The 15,389-nt window shown below is 43.7% G+C and carries 16 protein-coding genes; 12 read left to right on the top strand and 4 right to left on the bottom strand.

The window, feature by feature from the left end; all coding sequences use genetic code 11:
- Positions 1-87: 87 nt before the first annotated feature.
- The gene (locus MHI32_RS29625) at positions 88-936 is read right to left on the bottom strand and encodes a metallophosphoesterase (protein WP_076301503.1); all 849 of its coding nucleotides are present in this window, start codon (positions 934-936) and stop codon (positions 88-90) included.
- Between the two features lie 108 nt (positions 937-1,044).
- On the opposite strand from MHI32_RS29625, the gene MHI32_RS29620 reads away from it, so the two are divergent.
- The 3 genes from MHI32_RS29620 (at position 1,045) to MHI32_RS29610 (ending at position 3,486) form a co-directional block, all read left to right on the top strand.
- Positions 1,045-1,866, top strand: coding sequence for a methyl-accepting chemotaxis protein (locus MHI32_RS29620; protein ID WP_036682244.1), 822 nt, complete (start codon positions 1,045-1,047; stop codon positions 1,864-1,866).
- Positions 1,867-1,946: 80 nt separating this feature from the next.
- The gene (locus MHI32_RS29615) at positions 1,947-2,225 is read left to right on the top strand and encodes a hypothetical protein (protein WP_038573810.1); all 279 of its coding nucleotides are present in this window, start codon (positions 1,947-1,949) and stop codon (positions 2,223-2,225) included.
- A gap of 139 nt (positions 2,226-2,364) precedes the next feature.
- Positions 2,365-3,486: a nitric oxide synthase oxygenase gene (locus tag MHI32_RS29610; RefSeq protein ID WP_076307563.1), complete on the top strand. Its 1,122-nt coding sequence runs from the start codon at positions 2,365-2,367 to the stop codon at positions 3,484-3,486.
- A 123-nt stretch (positions 3,487-3,609) separates the two neighbouring features.
- On the opposite strand, the gene MHI32_RS29605 is transcribed toward MHI32_RS29610, so the two are convergent.
- Positions 3,610-4,251: a helix-turn-helix domain-containing protein gene (locus MHI32_RS29605; protein ID WP_076105092.1), complete on the bottom strand. Its 642-nt coding sequence runs from the start codon at positions 4,249-4,251 to the stop codon at positions 3,610-3,612.
- Positions 4,252-4,438: 187 nt separating this feature from the next.
- On the opposite strand from MHI32_RS29605, the gene MHI32_RS29600 reads away from it, so the two are divergent.
- Positions 4,439-5,191: an SDR family NAD(P)-dependent oxidoreductase gene (locus tag MHI32_RS29600; protein ID WP_038573803.1), complete on the top strand. Its 753-nt coding sequence runs from the start codon at positions 4,439-4,441 to the stop codon at positions 5,189-5,191.
- A 163-nt stretch (positions 5,192-5,354) separates the two neighbouring features.
- Complete coding sequence (locus MHI32_RS29595; RefSeq protein WP_340011606.1) at positions 5,355-6,770, top strand: hypothetical protein; 1,416 nt, start codon at positions 5,355-5,357, stop codon at positions 6,768-6,770.
- A gap of 67 nt (positions 6,771-6,837) precedes the next feature.
- Here the strand turns inward: MHI32_RS29595 and MHI32_RS29590 are convergent, their stop codons facing one another.
- On the bottom strand, positions 6,838-8,328 hold the full coding sequence (locus tag MHI32_RS29590) for a peptide MFS transporter (protein WP_076191619.1): 1,491 nt from the start codon (positions 8,326-8,328) through the stop codon (positions 6,838-6,840).
- Between the two features lie 255 nt (positions 8,329-8,583).
- On the opposite strand from MHI32_RS29590, the gene MHI32_RS29585 reads away from it, so the two are divergent.
- The 4 genes from MHI32_RS29585 (at position 8,584) to MHI32_RS29570 (ending at position 11,897) form a co-directional block, all read left to right on the top strand.
- Positions 8,584-8,940 (top strand): nucleotide excision repair endonuclease, encoded by a 357-nt coding sequence (locus tag MHI32_RS29585; RefSeq protein ID WP_036682230.1) that lies wholly within the window; start codon positions 8,584-8,586, stop codon positions 8,938-8,940.
- A 134-nt stretch (positions 8,941-9,074) separates the two neighbouring features.
- On the top strand, positions 9,075-9,740 hold the full coding sequence (locus tag MHI32_RS29580; RefSeq protein ID WP_175617270.1) for a glycosyltransferase: 666 nt from the start codon (positions 9,075-9,077) through the stop codon (positions 9,738-9,740).
- 175 nt (positions 9,741-9,915) lie between these two features.
- Complete coding sequence (locus tag MHI32_RS29575; protein ID WP_076124118.1) at positions 9,916-10,638, top strand: hypothetical protein; 723 nt, start codon at positions 9,916-9,918, stop codon at positions 10,636-10,638.
- Between the two features lie 5 nt (positions 10,639-10,643).
- Positions 10,644-11,897: a polysaccharide deacetylase family protein gene (locus MHI32_RS29570; RefSeq protein ID WP_076124117.1), complete on the top strand. Its 1,254-nt coding sequence runs from the start codon at positions 10,644-10,646 to the stop codon at positions 11,895-11,897.
- Between the two features lie 16 nt (positions 11,898-11,913).
- On the opposite strand, the gene MHI32_RS29565 is transcribed toward MHI32_RS29570, so the two are convergent.
- Complete coding sequence (locus tag MHI32_RS29565) at positions 11,914-12,972, bottom strand: endonuclease/exonuclease/phosphatase family protein (protein WP_340011603.1); 1,059 nt, start codon at positions 12,970-12,972, stop codon at positions 11,914-11,916.
- A gap of 155 nt (positions 12,973-13,127) precedes the next feature.
- On the opposite strand from MHI32_RS29565, the gene rlmN reads away from it, so the two are divergent.
- The 3 genes from rlmN (at position 13,128) to greA (ending at position 15,267) form a co-directional block, all read left to right on the top strand.
- Positions 13,128-14,198, top strand: a complete 1,071-nt coding sequence (gene rlmN, locus MHI32_RS29560) for a 23S rRNA (adenine(2503)-C(2))-methyltransferase RlmN (protein ID WP_036682223.1) — start codon at positions 13,128-13,130, stop codon at positions 14,196-14,198.
- Positions 14,199-14,277: 79 nt separating this feature from the next.
- Complete coding sequence (locus MHI32_RS29555; protein ID WP_036682221.1) at positions 14,278-14,565, top strand: DUF6509 family protein; 288 nt, start codon at positions 14,278-14,280, stop codon at positions 14,563-14,565.
- 222 nt (positions 14,566-14,787) lie between these two features.
- Positions 14,788-15,267 carry a transcription elongation factor GreA gene (gene greA / locus MHI32_RS29550; RefSeq protein ID WP_036682220.1) on the top strand — a complete coding sequence of 160 codons (480 nt, stop codon included), beginning with the start codon at positions 14,788-14,790 and terminating at the stop codon, positions 15,265-15,267.
- Positions 15,268-15,389 lie beyond the last annotated feature (122 nt).

Below are 15,389 nucleotides of genomic sequence, written 5' to 3'. Positions count from 1 at the left end.
TGATTACAAAGACGGTTACAGTGTTGTTGCATAGATATGCAAAAGGTATATACTTTTTAACCATTTTGTACGATTAAGACACTAGCATTAAGAATGTAAAGTAATTACGGTGAGCTCGGGACGACAATTAAAACGAACAGGCATACGAGTTACTCCTATCCCGCGAGTGGTATAGACCTGAAGTTGGCTGTTGGGCAGTTGATATAACCCACTTGAATATTTACTTCCGTGAGGCGGGGTATATAAAGCTCCGACAAATGGAAACCGCACTTGGCCTCCGTGGCTATGGCCAGACAATTGCAGATCTATAGGCAGCTTACAAAAGTCATCGGCGAAATCAGGTTCATGGGCCAGGAGAATTGTGCAAGCCTCTTCCGGGATATGAAGCAGCGCTTGGGCGATGTCTGCTTTTCCGACCCAAGGATCATCTATTCCGGCAATATAGAGCTTGTCCGTACCTTGGGTTAGGACGATATGTTCATTATGGAGCACGTGGAAGCCCGATTGTGTTAGCCCTTTCGTTACAACCTTTCTGGTCCCAAAAGCATCATGATTGCCTAATACTGCAAATTGTCCAAAAGGAGCCCGCAACTGAGAGCACAAGGCTACGGCTTCTGCAATATAATCGGCTGAATGATCTAATAAATCGCCGGTGAAGCAGATCAGATCTGGCTTTACATGTTGAATTTGCTGCGCTAGCTCCGTTAAAGCTTGCGGCTTGGAATATACCCCCTGATGTAAATCACTAAAATGAACGATACGAAATTTATCGAAGGCTGGAGAAAGTCTAGGGAGTGTAATATCTACGTATTTGATTTCCAGCCAGTAGGGTTCGATCCAATGTGAATAGATACCGGATGCACCAGCTGTTCCAAGAAGGCCTAGAGTTACTTGAGCGCTTTTCTGTAGAAATTGTCGTCTGCTAATAGTATTCATAAACAAATCATACGCGGGGATTGTTACTCTACTATGACAATATTCATTTAATAACCCATTGTGACGATAAAACTACATATACATTTTTTTTATATGGGAGATGAAGAGATGAGTATTATCGATGCCTTAGTCCTCGCAGCACCTTATTTCAAAAAGATTCACTCGCAGGATATTATGATTGGAATCACGGACAGGGAGATCTTCCATTATTACGCACCAAGTAAAGTTATTGATCTCGGATTGGTTAAGGGTAACCCTATCCCGCCTGAAGATCTGTCGCTTTCAAATGGACTGAAAGGTATAGCAAGCTCTAACCGAATCCCAGCAGAAATTTATGGAGCTCCTGTAATCTCAACATGTGTACCTATCTACGGAACGGATGATGATGTAATCGGGGTTTTTGCCATTGCCTATACACTAGAGAACGAGAATAAGCTTGAAGGATTCACAGATGAGATTAATGAGATAAGCAGTCATCTAATGGAGATGGTGCAGAGCGTAGCTGCCCAATCTCAGGAGTTATCAGCTACTTCGCAGCAAATATTAGATAATACGCGTAGAGCCGTAACGGAATCACAAGAAGTGAATAAGGTTGCCGGCTTCATTCGTGAGATTTCTGAGCAGACGAACCTGCTTGGGCTGAATGCGGCAATTGAAGCCGCTCGTGTAGGAGAGCAAGGGGCTGGTTTTGGGGTGGTTGCTACGGAAGTACGCAAACTGTCCGTTAACACTAAAGAAGCAACCCATAATATTGAAAAATCACTGAGTGATGTTCAAAAGTCCATTAAGCAAATGGAGCAAGAAATTGAAGCGATCTCTGCTTCTTCACACTCACAAGCAGAATTGGTCACTGAATTCAGCGGAGTCATTGAGCGCCTGAATAAAGCGAGTAATGAAATGACGTCCTTTATGCAATCCATTATCCAGTAGATAGTGAATGCATAAGATGACTTCACCCAAACCATGCTAGAAGAGAACAGGCGCATTTCAGAAGGGAGCGTATTTCATTTATGAAACAACCCGATTCCAGTCTGCAAGCGAATGACAATGTAACTCAAGCCAAAAATTCTTTGGGCAAGCTTCATTTCTCTGTCTCTCAGGCACTTAGTCATCCAACAGAACAGACTTTGGCACAGGCTGAGAACCGCCTGGCACATACTGAGCAGGCGATTCAGCAAGCTCAGGACTGGCTAGGTCCTCAAGGTGTGGAGTTGGCTGAAGAACTGTTGACCGAGGATAAGAGCAGACTTGCCTCATTGAATAAGCAAGGGAAACGTTCAGAGCGCTAAATGTTCCTGCCACAACCTGTGAAGCTCCAAGCTTCACGGGTTGTTCTTATGCGCTTTTCCCTGAAAGATGTGGCATAGGAAGAGGGATGTTATACTGGATTGAGAGTTTAAGCAAGGGTTTAGATGGGGGATAAGGGATATGAATGGCAAGCACATCGAAGAATTAACCCGGCAGGCGGAAGCTTTCATTCGACAATGTTACGCTGAACTAGACAAGTCTGAAGCCGAGACGGATCATCGCATCCTAGCCGTACATGAGGAAATTAACCAATCAGGCAGTTACACACATACAACGGAAGAATTAGCGCATGGTGCAAGAATGGCCTGGCGCCATAATAGCCGCTGCATTGGGCGTCTTTTTTGGCAATCCATTGAGCTAATCGATGAACGCCAAGCAGAGACTGAGGAACAAGTTGCTGAAGCGTTGCTGCGACATCTGGAAAAGGCGAACAACGGAGGACGTATTCGTTCACTCATCACGGTCTTCCGCAGCGGAGAAGATCCGAATCAGCGGATTCGGATCTGGAACCACCAATTGATTCGTTATGCCGGTTATCCTGGCGATGAAGAACACGGACGTGCAGGCGATCCGGCATCGGATGAATTCACAAAAATGTGCCAGCAACTAGGTTGGCAAGGAACGGGTGGCGATTATGATGTGTTGCCGTTAGTGATAAGTATTGGCAACGGGCATCCCTACGTTTTCCCTATTCCTGATCACTTCATTCAGGAGGTACCGTTAACACATCCTGAAATTGAACGTTTTGCTGAGCTTCAGCTTCGTTGGTATTCTGTACCCATCATCGCGGACATGCAGTTGGAAATTGGCGGTATTCTGTACACGGCTGCTCCTTTTAACGGTTGGTACATGGAGACTGAAATCGGCTCGCGTAACTTGGGGGATACCGGACGATACAACACTTTGCCAGCTATAGCTGATGTGATGGGACTGGATCGCTCCAGCAACACAACGCTTTGGAAGGATCGGGCGCTTCTTGAGCTGAATCGCGCAGTGCTGCATTCCTTCAAGCAAGCAGGTGTCAGCATCGTGGATCACCATACAGCAGCAGATCAATTTGTTCGATTCCAGCAACAGGAGAACGAGCAGGGGCGCCAAGTCTCAGGGCGCTGGTCCTGGCTGATTCCGCCTATGTCACCTTCGTCTACACCGATTTGGCATGATCGTACGTTAAAAGAATATGATTTCAGCCCTCGTTTTCTTTATCAACAATCACCCGTCGCAACCTGCCCGTTTCACTAGCTAACGAAGGCAGTATATAGGTCGCAACTTGAATCTGGATAGAGGCATTTTCCTCGGAAATGTCTCTTTTTGTTTGACTATAGAAAAAGCGCCAAGTTCCCCTTCTAAGGAAACTGGCGCTTTTTAGGCTTTTAAATGATCCAGAAAAATTTGTTTAAGCAGCTCAAGCTGATCGTCGGAGTCTAGATCCGATTCCAGCAGGAGAATGTTTTTTTTCATCGTTAGTTTTCTGGAAAAGAGGGCAAAGCTATTCATGAGCGTAATTAAGGTCTCTTTTACGGGGAGACCCGCACGAATAGAGCCGTCTTCTACCCCATTTTGAATGATCCTGGAGTATTCATGCCAAATTTTGCGATTGAGTGCATTGAAACTTAGAACATCCTCAACAGGTTCACTTGAGTGTGAGGCGTAGCTTTCGAAATTGACCATAAAAATAATACTTAGATGATTTTGATCCTGAATAAAAAAATCAAATAATTTCTCGATTTGTTCAAGACAAGTAAGGGGCAAGTCCGCTACGTATTTAAAATGATCGAGCATAGGCTCCAGCATTCGGGTGGCTACAGCCACTACGAGTTTTTCTTTTCTGGGAAAATAGCGAAATAACGTCGCAATCCCGATATTGGCTTCGCTTGCGACATCTTGCATCGTCGACTTTTCGATTCCTTTTTGTGATAATACTCGTTCTGCGGATTCGAGGATCGTAATTAATCGTTGCTGTTTACCATCGGATCTTTCTTTTTCGTATCGTGTTTTAGGATTCATGAGGGCTAGACCCTTCCATTTTTTGATTGGGATTTTCAATTATTAGTATTATATCCACCGTTTATTGGATTAAGCAAGGAGTGGTTGTAGTTCTTTTGCAAAAATGATATGATGTATATCACAGTGATAGTGTGACTATCATCACTCAAATATTATATCACAATACGATTATAGAGGAGACCTAATTATGAATCGTCTAACTAATAAAGTAGCAATTATTACAGGTGCAGGCAGCGGTATGGGCCGTGAAGAAGCCCTTTTATTGTCCAAAGAGGGTGCTACAGTTGTAGCCACTGATATTAACGAGGCTGCCGTACAAGCAGTTGTGAAGGAAATTGAAGCAAATGGTGGACAAGCAGCAGCTTATGCACATAATGTGGCTTCCGAAGAAGACTGGATCAAGGTTGTAGAAGATGTGATTAGCAAGTTCGGGAAAATCGACATTTTGGTAAACAATGCAGGGATCTCATTCCCGGTTCAATTGCTCGAATCCACTGTTGATCAATGGAACAAAGTAATGAACATCAACGTGAGCAGCGTATTCCTTGGCATGAAGCATGTTGTTCCTCAAATGAAGAACAATAAAGGTGGTTCCATCGTTAATATTTCATCCATCGCAGGTTTGACTGGCAGCAGCGGTGCTGGTGCTTATACAGCTTCTAAAGGTGCAGTTCGTATGCTAAGTAAAGCAGCAGCTGTAGACTTTGGTAAAGATAACATTCGTGTGAACTCTGTTCACCCAGGATTTATCGAAACCCCAATGAGTGCTGAATTTGTAAATAACGAAAAAATGCATAGCTTCTTTATGTCTCAGACTGCGCTGCCACGTGTTGGACGTGCTTCTGAAGTAGCTGAAGCTGTATTGTTCTTGGCTTCTGATGAAGCTTCTTACATTACAGGTGTTGAGCTGCCGGTTGATGGCGGAGTTGTAGCTAAATAATAATCTCTAATTAAGAAACATTAAGAAGCCGTCCCATACGTAGATTTTCTCTACGCACGGGACGGCTTCTTTTGCTGTTTTAGGCCCATTTCTACTGAACATTAGCCTACACCCCTGCATACCATATAGCACTCGGATAGTAGGAGAAGGGTGTGGTGCAGAGATGGGCATCCAGTTAACAGCGCTCCATTATGTATATCTGGCATTTATCGTATTTATAATGGCACTTCTGATCAAGAGACGGGACACAACGATGATCTGTATTGCGGGCATCTTTGTACTTGGGTGGTTAGCCACGGAAACCGTCAGTGGTTCAGTCACAGGTGTATTCAACTCTTTTGTATATGCAACCAAGGAGCTAATGGGTACAATCATGATTATTTCGATCATAGTAGCCATGAGCCGGGTATTAACACGCACGGGGATTAACGAGATCATGGTTGCTCCACTTACCCGCTTTTTGCGCACACCGTTCATAGCCTTTTGGGGAATCGGTCTGATTATGATGGTCACCTCATGGTTCTTCTGGCCTTCACCCGCAGTGGCCTTGATCGGGGTTGTGCTGCTGCCGGTTGCCATTCGAGTGGGACTGCCGGCTCTTGGAGCGGCGATGGCAATGAATTTATTTGGCCACGGGATTGCGCTCTCAGGTGATTACATTATTCAAGGTGCACCTAAACTAACAGCAGATGCGGCCGGACTTCCAGTGACCAGTGTCATGGAGGCGAGTGTTCCGCTTGTAATTGTTATGGGCGTGGTGACTACGATAACGGCATACTGTATGATGCGCAGAGATCAGAAGAAGGGAACTTGGCGAGACGGGCTTATTGCCGGGAAAAGTGCCGTGAGTGCGTTATCTGCAGAGAATGATACGGCAGAAGATCCAGCGGTGATTCATCCAGCATTGAAAAAATTGCTGGCAATCGCCATTCCCATCCTGTTTTTAGCCGATGTAGCAGGCATGTTCCTGCTCGATTTGCAGGGTGGAGACGCAACTGCCTTAGTTGGTGGTACTGCGGTATTCATTCTGGTTGTAGTAACCTTGTTGGCACATCGTAATAAAGGATTGGAGCAAGTAACCTCTTATCTGATTGATGGACTTACGTTTGGCTTCAAAGTATTTGGTCCTGTGATACCGATTGCCGCTTTTTTTTATCTGGGGGATTCGGCGTTTGCCGAATTATTCGGCAAAGTGCTGCCTGCCGCATCTCAGGGGATTGTAAATGATCTAGGGGTCGCTCTAGCTCATAACGTTCCTCTGAACGGCGCAGTGGGTGCTGTGACCGCAACTATAACCGGAGCCATTACAGGCCTAGATGGTTCAGGGTTCTCGGGCATTTCACTTGCCGGGTCTATTGGGAAATTGTTTGCGGTGGCCACACATTCCGATGCGGCGACTTTAACTGCGCTGGGTCAGGTAGCTGCAATTTGGGTAGGTGGAGGCACGCTGATTCCGTGGGCATTGATTCCGGCGGCCGCTATTTGCGGAGTAAGCCCCTTTGAGCTGGCGAGACGGAATGTTAAGCCTGTACTCATTGGGCTGGTAGTCACGACGATTGTCGCCATGTTTCTGGTGTAGAGGCTGGATAACTATAGGAAACCAAAAAAAGGCTGCCGAGAAGATCTCGGGCAGCCTTTGGATGTCTTTAATGTATCCCTTTCATGAAATTCTGAATTTTGGAAGAGAATAGGAAGAGGATAAGCGCAAGGATAAGGGCCACTCCACCAATTACTCCAAAGTACATCATTTCGGTATCCGGGGTATAGAACTTCACAATCTGAGCATTAATTGCTTGGGCAGCGGCATTCGATAAGAACCACATACTCATCATTTGAGCGGTAAAAGCCGCCGGTGCCAGTTTGGTCGTTGCTGATAAGCCCACAGGGGACAAGCATAACTCCCCGATTACAATGATAAAATAGCTGAGTACCAGCCATAATGGATTCACAAGTGAATTAGCTCCACCGAAATAAGCAGGTACTAGAATCACCAGGAAGGATAAACCGGCAAACAATAAACCAAGCGAGAACTTTTGCGGAATCGAGGGTTGACGGTTACCGAGCTTTAACCACAACCAGGCAAATATAGGTGCAAGAGTGATAATAAACAGCGGGTTAAGCGATTGGAACCAAGCAGGAGAAATGTGTAAACCTGCAAAATCCAATTGGGTCCGTTTATCAGCAAAACTAGCTAGAACTGTGGAAGTCTGCTCTTGAATCGCCCAGAACATAATCGATGCGATAAATAAAGGAATGTATGCGAGAATTCTTGACCGTTCAACGGCTGTTGTTTTGGGACTGCGGTACATCATAATGAAATACATCGTAGGAATAAGTAAGCCTAATACCCCTACTATTTTTATTAATGTTTCAAAGGTAAGCACTCCGGTAAGAATGCCGATCGTAATCAAAATCGCAAGTACAACTAATCCTACACCAATCCAAGTAAAGATCTTTTTCTTCTGATCTGCAGGAATAGGGTTGTGTACAATCGTACCGGCCAGACCCAGATTTTTTGTGCGAGTCATAATATAAACGACTAGTCCAATAAACATTCCGACTGCGGCAATCGAGAAACCAAGATGGAAATTATTCATGCCTACTGCGCCAACAATTAGTGGGGAGAGAAATCCTCCCAGGTTGATGCCCATATAAAAAATGCTGAAGGCAGCGTCACGGCGGTTATCCTGCTCGCTATAAATTTCGCCGACAATACTTGAAACATTGGGTTTCAGTAGACCCGTTCCGAGTACGATTAAAACCATCGAAGCAAAAAACAATGTGGTATTGCCTGGAATAGCCAGTAGTATATGCCCGAACATGATTAAAACGCCGCCGTAGAAAACAGCCCTCGAAGTCCCGAGGAGCCGATCCGCAAGCCAGCCTCCGATGATCCCTGACATATATACAAGCGATCCATAGATAGACATAATAGAAAGTGCCATATCTTCAGGTAATCCGAGACCGCCTTGGCTCACTTCATAATACATGTAGTAGACAAGGATAGCTCGCATGCCATAATAAGAGAAACGCTCCCAAAATTCTGTGAAGAAAAGGGTGAAAAGTCCCTTAGGATGTCCGAAGAAACCCTTTTGCGGGACGCTATCTACTATTTTTTGCCGGTCTGTTACTGCCATGAATCAAATCCTCCTAGATGACAAATATCTATATATCATGATGCAAACGCCTCTATTTTATTTATAATCCTCTACTGTCTAAGACCGCAACCCTTGGGCAGGAAGGTTTTGAATAATGCCATAATTTTTAGTGATATTTCCATTAGATCAATCGAACTTGCTTTTATTGTATTTATTTGACTGCGCCAGATTGAATGGTCTTACTTAGCGATTTATGATACTATTTACTCCTATATAGAAAGAGGACGTGAGCTAATGATCAACATAACGATTCCAAAAGCGGATGTTAGTATTACTAAACAAATTAACCCGCAGTTAAGCAATATTTACGGATTTACGGACTTTCACCTGATTCCGAGAGATTACGGCGGTATCTTTATGTTCTACAATGATCAGGATGAGTTGTTGTTTGTAGGTAAAGCGAGAAAGCTAAGACCAAGAATTAAAAAACATTTTGAAGACACCGTATCTGACATCAAGCAACATCGGGACGAGGTCACCAGAATTGATGTGTGTTTGATCGAAAGTCCAGTTCATAGAGAGATCTACGAAACCTATATCATTAATGAACTGAAATCTAAATACAACGTAGATAAAGTGATGTTTAGATAAAAGTAAGACCCAGGCACCGTCCACGTGATGGTGCTTTTTTGTGTTCTGAGAATAGTTGCGAATGAAATGGAAGTAAAGGTGCACAATATACAAGATATTCAAATCCATCACTGTTCACAAGGAGATAGGTCATATTGAAAAATAAGTATTTGATGTTGAAGCTAACCTTATTGTGTATGTTTCTGGTTGTAAGTGTTACACCTACAATTGCCGATGCTGCAGCAGCTAAAGAGAAAAAGAGCTCCCACAAGCAATGCTTAACCCCCTCCGTAATTGAGCTTAAGGATAATCTTAGGAAGTTATGGATCGATCATGTGGTATGGACAAAGAACTACATTGTTAGCGCCTTTGCAGATTCTGAGGACAAGGATAAGGTACTGGCAAGGCTGTTACAGAATCAGCAGGACATAGGGGATGTCTTTAAACCGTATTACGGTGAGGCAGTTGGAGATAAGCTGGCTCAATTATTGCGGGAGCATATTCTTATTGCCGGAAAAGTTCTAGGTGCTGTAAAGGCTGGAAATCAGGCCGATGTGGAAAAATACAATAAAGAGTGGTATGCCAACGCTGATGACATTGCCAAGTTTCTTAGTAGCCAGAACCCCAAATATTCTTATGAACAATTAAAGGAAATGCTTCATGAACATCTGGAATTGATTACTGATGACGTGACAGCTAGAGTTAAAAAGGATTGGGATGCCGAAATTGCCGCATTTGATAAAGGGCTGGAACATATGATCATGTTCGCAGATATCTTAACCGAGGGATTGATCAAACAATTTCCCGATAAATTCAATTGAAATCAAAGCACCCGAAGGGGTGCTTTTTTTATTTTGCAGAAGAGAATAGGTCTTTAGGTGCATTTCAGAAAGTTAGATATAAAGGCTCACTTACATACAAGATAAGTAAACTATAATAGACTCGTGGGCACTCGACATTTTTTGACATTTTTTTATAATTGAGGTGATAAAATCGATGATTTCCCCCTTTTTTAAAAAGAAAGATTCGGTGGATAAGCAATCCAAGTCGGATATGGTTCAAAAGGTACAATTATTAGATGAACAGGTCGAAGAAATAGAAGAAAAGACCTCGGACGAGACTTTAGCTGGATTGGTTACTACAGGCAAAGCTCAGCTTGATAAAAAATCACTCGATTTGATCTTCTCCGTGGAGCAGATTATTCAGGCCAGACAACATGCGGAGACCAATATTAATGAGCTTCAGGATCGGTTAACCCATTCCAGCAGTCATGTGGAGCGCTTAAACCGGGATATGAAGAACCTCAATAAGGTTATTGAGGAAAGAGAAAAGAATGTCCGCGAGCTTGAGCATAAGTTGATTGAGAGAAATTTGAAGGTCGATCAAGTGCTGGAGGATTACCGGGAGCTTCAAACTACGCTCACAGCTGAGATTGAGGAATTGAAGAGTACCATTGAGCTGGAGCAGCAAAAATATGTAAATCTGATTCAAAAACATAACGAAGCCCATGCAGAGAAACTCAAAAAGATGAATGATCTGGAAGAGAAAATCGGACGGGTGGAGATTGAGAATGCACATCTAAAACAAAAGTACGATACGATTCGCCAAGAAAAGGCGTATCTCTCGGGTATGATCAGCGATTTCACCAATCGGATGACGGTTCCTTTTGGGAGTGGCAGTAGTCTGACGGATCGAAACGATGGAAACGGAGATACATAGGATTCATGGCATCTAAGGAACCGGACACCATTCTAATGATTGAGTTACTGTCGCTTGAGCATGAACAGGCCGGTTATCAGATTGAGGTAGGTCTAACCCGTAATGTTGGGTACGCAAGAAGCAAGCTCACCATAGATGAATTTACATACGAACAATTGAAGGCGCTAGGTCCCTTTTCCGGAGGGAGAATGAGATTGTCGCTGTATCCGAAGTGGGATCCGTTTCGGAATAGTTACTACAGCACGCTGATTATAATGAACAGAGCTTACAGCGAAACATTGTATTTTGCCTGTTCTGAAAATTATGTAACCCAACTTCTTCAATTAAAGCAGCAGGACTATCCTCAAGTAGAAGAGGAGAGGGTAGTTCAGACCATGCTTCCCTCTACAGAACCAGGGCATAGGATAAGCAGAAAGAAGACCAAACGAATTGGACTGGTTGCACTGCTGTGTCTCATGTTCGCTTGTTTGATATTTGTGTTACCTCTGCGAATGGATGGACAACTCGTAGATAGTGCTGAAGCGCTGGAGGAACCCGTATTAGGGGCCGACTCTGAGCCATTACTTTCGGTACCGTTCGTTACCCTAGCGCAGACGATATCGGTTCATAACCAGCAAGCTGAGCCTACACCAGAACCTTCAGTCCCTCCTCAAGAACAGACATTACCGTACGAAAAGTATGAATTACCCGAGAATGAATTTTTGTATAGTTTGCCGAAGGGTTATGTTGCCTTGTCATTTGATGATGGACCGTCAAAGTATACGAAAGAGATCGTAGATATTCTAGTAGAACATAAGGTGGCTGCCACCTTTTTATTCATTGGGAATAAGGTAGCTCATAATGCGGAAGCCGTTAGGTATGCTAATGAGCATAAGATGTCGGTTGGGAGTCATTCGTGGGATCATAGCAAAATGACTGCTAATGGCGTTGAGGAGAACCGGAATAACTTGGCGAAGACTAATCAGGCGCTGGAGGAAATTACACAATCACCGATTACTATTTTTCGGCCGCCATATGGGGCGATCAATGACAAGTTAACCGCCAAGGTGACGGAACAGCAGATGAAGGTATTATTGTGGAATCGTGATCCCGAGGATTGGAACGTCAAGAACCCAGAGGATATTCTTCAATATGTTCATCATGCCGATCCGTCCGGCGGAGTCTATCTATTTCACGAAAAGAAGATTACTGTAGAAGCTTTGCCCGCTATCATTAAGTATTTCCAAGAGAAAAACCTAAAATTTGTTGTTTTTAAATAGAATCAGAGAATCCATGTTATTGCAGAATAAAAGTGGCTGTTACAGGGTTGTGATCACTGTGTTCGAAGGATAACTCATGACCCTGTACGCCGCTTATGCTGACGTTTGGTGAGACTAGGAAGCCATCAATCACTGCGCGGAAATTCACACCTTCTGAATAGGCAACATCGAGCGTCCGGACGGAGGGTACCTTGGCATCTACAGCCCACTGAAAGCCCTGTTGAAAATGTTCAGGGAATTCCTGCAGCCATTGCGGCCAATCCTGCGTTGTCTCGAAAGCATCAGGAGCTGTACCCGGAAGGGAATGGTTCCAATCTCCCCCTAAGATGAGGTAATTCCCTTTGTCATTCTCCTTCTTGATATAAGCCGATAAATACTCCAATTGCTGTTTGCGAATCGTTCCGCCTTGGTCAAAGGCTGATAAATGAAGATTGACTAGAATCAGTTCTTTTCCATTATCAACGGGGAATCTGCTCTCCACAAAAGCACGGTCGAGATCAAATTGTTGGCGAGGCCAGGTTTCTTTGCCCGGGAGATCATATCTAATATTACTTGTGCTGTTAAAACGGGATAAAGTTAATAAACCGCTGTTCACCGAGCCCATCGGATCAAGAACAGGAAGCGGTACCCAAGGTACCTTGTAGTTGGTCGCGAAAACATTGCTGTAATCAGCAAATTTATTCGACAAGTAAGAGACTTCATCTATACCGTTGCTACGGGAAGAATCGATGTCGACCTCCTGCAGCATGAACAGGTCCGAGTCTGTAACTGTCATAAGGGACGCTACGGCCTCAAGGTTTATCTTCGTTTGTTCCCTACTGCTTGAGCGTGACTTTGTTCCGCCATCCATAAAGAAATCTTGGCCTTTATCCAACCCGGCGTAGCCAATATTAAAGGTAGTTACAGAAAAGGACTCTCCCTGCTTCATTACTTTCTGCGGATTATTGTTTACAGTAAGTGTAGTAATCTCCTGTGGTTTATAGTCAGTGAGAGTAATATACACTAAAAAACCGCCAAGGATTAGAACGGCAGCTAGAAGGGTGAGACTGATTGCTTTTATTCTTGTTGAACCCATATGATTCCATCGCTCCTTAGATACATGTTCATAGAACAGACTTTAATGGTGTAAACTTCGACACAACCCAATAACTCCCCTTGTTTTAATAAAAAAAATTTGAGACAATGAGTAGTGATGGTCTGAACTTTAACGTTTTGAAAAGAGGATAACGAATGAATATAGAATCCATTTATGGATTAACTTTTGATCAACTGGCGGCATGGCTGTTAGAACGTGGACATAAAAAGTTTCGGGCTACGCAGGTCTGGGATTGGCTTTATCGGAAGCGGATTACAGACTTTTCGGAAATGCTCGATGTAAATAAAGATTGTGTAGAATTATTAGAGCAGAATTTTGTCATTCATACCTTGGAAGAACATGTGAAGCAGGAATCTGCGGATGGGACGATTAAGTTCCTGTTCCGCCTAAAGGATGGCAACCTGATCGAGACCGTGCTTATGAGACAGAAATACGGCTTGTCTGTATGTGTAACCACGCAAGTGGGCTGCAATATCGGCTGCAGCTTCTGTGCAAGTGGGCTATTGGCGAAGAGCCGGGATCTCTCCAGCGGAGAGATTGTGGAGCAGATTATGAAGGTCCAGCAGCATCTGGATGCGGCGAACCTGGATCAAAAGGTCAGTCACGTCGTAGTGATGGGCATTGGCGAGCCATTCGATAACTTCAAGAACCTGCTCGATTTCCTGGCGATTGTCAAAGATCACAAGGGACTAGCAATTGCAGGTAGAGGGATTACCGTATCAACGAGCGGATTGGCTAACAAAATCGTTGAATTTGCGGATGCGAATACGCAGGTGAACCTGGCGGTTTCTTTGCATGCCCCTAATAATGAACTGCGGACGCAGATCATGAAGATTAACAAGGCCATTCCAATAGAGAAGCTAATGGAGTCTATAGATTATTATTTGGAGAAAACCAAGCGGAGAATTACGCTGGAATACATTCTGATGAAGGATGTAAACGACGGCAGAGAGCATGCGCTTGAACTGGCCGAGCTGATTGGCGATCGACGCCCACTCGTCAATGTGAATTTGATTCCTTATAACCCGGTGGATGAACACAGCCAATATCAAAGAAGCGAGCGGGAGACGGTGCGGGCCTTTTTTGATACCTTGAAGAAGCAGGGTGTCAGCGTAAGCACTCGTCTGGAGCATGGTGTGGATATTGATGCTGCCTGCGGACAGCTGCGAAGCAAACAAATCAAGAAATCCAAAGCCATGGCTTGACGGACTACCTCGACAACAATATGTTACTTTTTGTGATACAATGACGTGGCAGGTATTAGGAAAAGAGGTTGATTGAGTTATGTTGACATTTACGGGCTACAATGTGGAGAATGTAAAAGATCCTTTCGGTATACTAACCGGTAAACGGTATGAATTTGTCGTTCAACTGGACGTTCCAGAGGATGATGAGCTGTATGTAGAGAACGGAGTATCCGCTAGAGCGATTATTAAGGTGGATGAAGATCAAGTCAGCATCGTAAGTTATGATCTACAGGAGACAACTTCAGGTCAACTGCTCGATTTCGATATGGAAGAGGACGAGGAAGAAGCGTTACTCCTTTTTTGTAAAGAGCATTTGCCAGAATAATTAAGCAGCATTGACCTCCTTGCCCAATGTTCCATTGTGGCAGGGATTTTTTTAAAATATAAGCATTTATATGATTTGTACTTTAAAGTATCTTTATATTTCTACGAGAAATGGTTGTCGTCCTTTAAGGACGACAATGTTGTTTCTTCTTGTAAGATCTTTCGCAAGTTTGGGATATATCGGTTAAAATATTATAAAGCATCCAAAATAGGAGTTGTATACATGTCTAATGAAGAAGTGTTCTTGACCAAAGAAGGGTTGGCTCAATTAGAGGAAGAGCTGAAGGAATTGAAAGGCGCAGGGCGTAAGGAATTGGCCGCACGGCTTAAATTGGCGATCAGCTATGGAGACTTGAAGGAAAATAGTGAGTACCATTCGGCCAAGGACGATCAATCGTTCATGGAGACTCGTATTATGATTCTGGAGAAAATGTTGACCAAAGCCAAGATCGTGGATGAGAGCCAAATGGATCTGTCAAAGGTTAGTATGGGTTGTATTGTTATTCTGAATGACATCGAATATTCGGAGAAGATCGAATATAGAATTGTTGGAGCTGCTGAGGCAGATGTTCTTAATAACAAGATTTCCTATGAAAGCCCGCTAGGCAAGGAATTGCTGGGTAAAAAGGTCGGCGATATTGTTAGTGTGAATGCACCGATGGGCATCATTAAATATGAGTTGCTTGAGATCAAAATGATGTAACAATATACCGAAAAGCTCCCAACCCTTTGTAAGGGTTGGGAGCTTTTTTGCTGGTATGATAGGTTTTGGCTATGAGATATATTGATTTCATATCTTAGACGTTCTGCGCTGTTACGCTTATA

Source organism: Paenibacillus sp. FSL H7-0690 (assembly GCF_037980415.1).
GTDB lineage: Bacteria > Bacillota > Bacilli > Paenibacillales > Paenibacillaceae > Paenibacillus_AQ > Paenibacillus_AQ odorifer.
Note: the sequence above shows the minus strand (reverse complement) of the source record. Positions and strands in the feature narration are given on the sequence as shown.

Coding starts and splice junctions, on each gene's coding strand:
- MHI32_RS29625 (WP_076301503.1), bottom strand. CDS start 936: ATGAATACTATTAGCAGACGACAATTTCTACAGAAAAGCGCTCAAGTA.
- MHI32_RS29620 (WP_036682244.1), top strand. CDS start 1,045: ATGAGTATTATCGATGCCTTAGTCCTCGCAGCACCTTATTTCAAAAAG.
- MHI32_RS29615 (WP_038573810.1), top strand. CDS start 1,947: ATGAAACAACCCGATTCCAGTCTGCAAGCGAATGACAATGTAACTCAA.
- MHI32_RS29610 (WP_076307563.1), top strand. CDS start 2,365: ATGAATGGCAAGCACATCGAAGAATTAACCCGGCAGGCGGAAGCTTTC.
- MHI32_RS29605 (WP_076105092.1), bottom strand. CDS start 4,251: ATGAATCCTAAAACACGATACGAAAAAGAAAGATCCGATGGTAAACAG.
- MHI32_RS29600 (WP_038573803.1), top strand. CDS start 4,439: ATGAATCGTCTAACTAATAAAGTAGCAATTATTACAGGTGCAGGCAGC.
- MHI32_RS29595 (WP_340011606.1), top strand. CDS start 5,355: ATGGGCATCCAGTTAACAGCGCTCCATTATGTATATCTGGCATTTATC.
- MHI32_RS29590 (WP_076191619.1), bottom strand. CDS start 8,328: ATGGCAGTAACAGACCGGCAAAAAATAGTAGATAGCGTCCCGCAAAAG.
- MHI32_RS29585 (WP_036682230.1), top strand. CDS start 8,584: ATGATCAACATAACGATTCCAAAAGCGGATGTTAGTATTACTAAACAA.
- MHI32_RS29575 (WP_076124118.1), top strand. CDS start 9,916: ATGATTTCCCCCTTTTTTAAAAAGAAAGATTCGGTGGATAAGCAATCC.
- MHI32_RS29570 (WP_076124117.1), top strand. CDS start 10,644: ATGGCATCTAAGGAACCGGACACCATTCTAATGATTGAGTTACTGTCG.
- MHI32_RS29565 (WP_340011603.1), bottom strand. CDS start 12,972: ATGGGTTCAACAAGAATAAAAGCAATCAGTCTCACCCTTCTAGCTGCC.
- rlmN (WP_036682223.1), top strand. CDS start 13,128: ATGAATATAGAATCCATTTATGGATTAACTTTTGATCAACTGGCGGCA.
- MHI32_RS29555 (WP_036682221.1), top strand. CDS start 14,278: ATGTTGACATTTACGGGCTACAATGTGGAGAATGTAAAAGATCCTTTC.
- greA (WP_036682220.1), top strand. CDS start 14,788: ATGTCTAATGAAGAAGTGTTCTTGACCAAAGAAGGGTTGGCTCAATTA.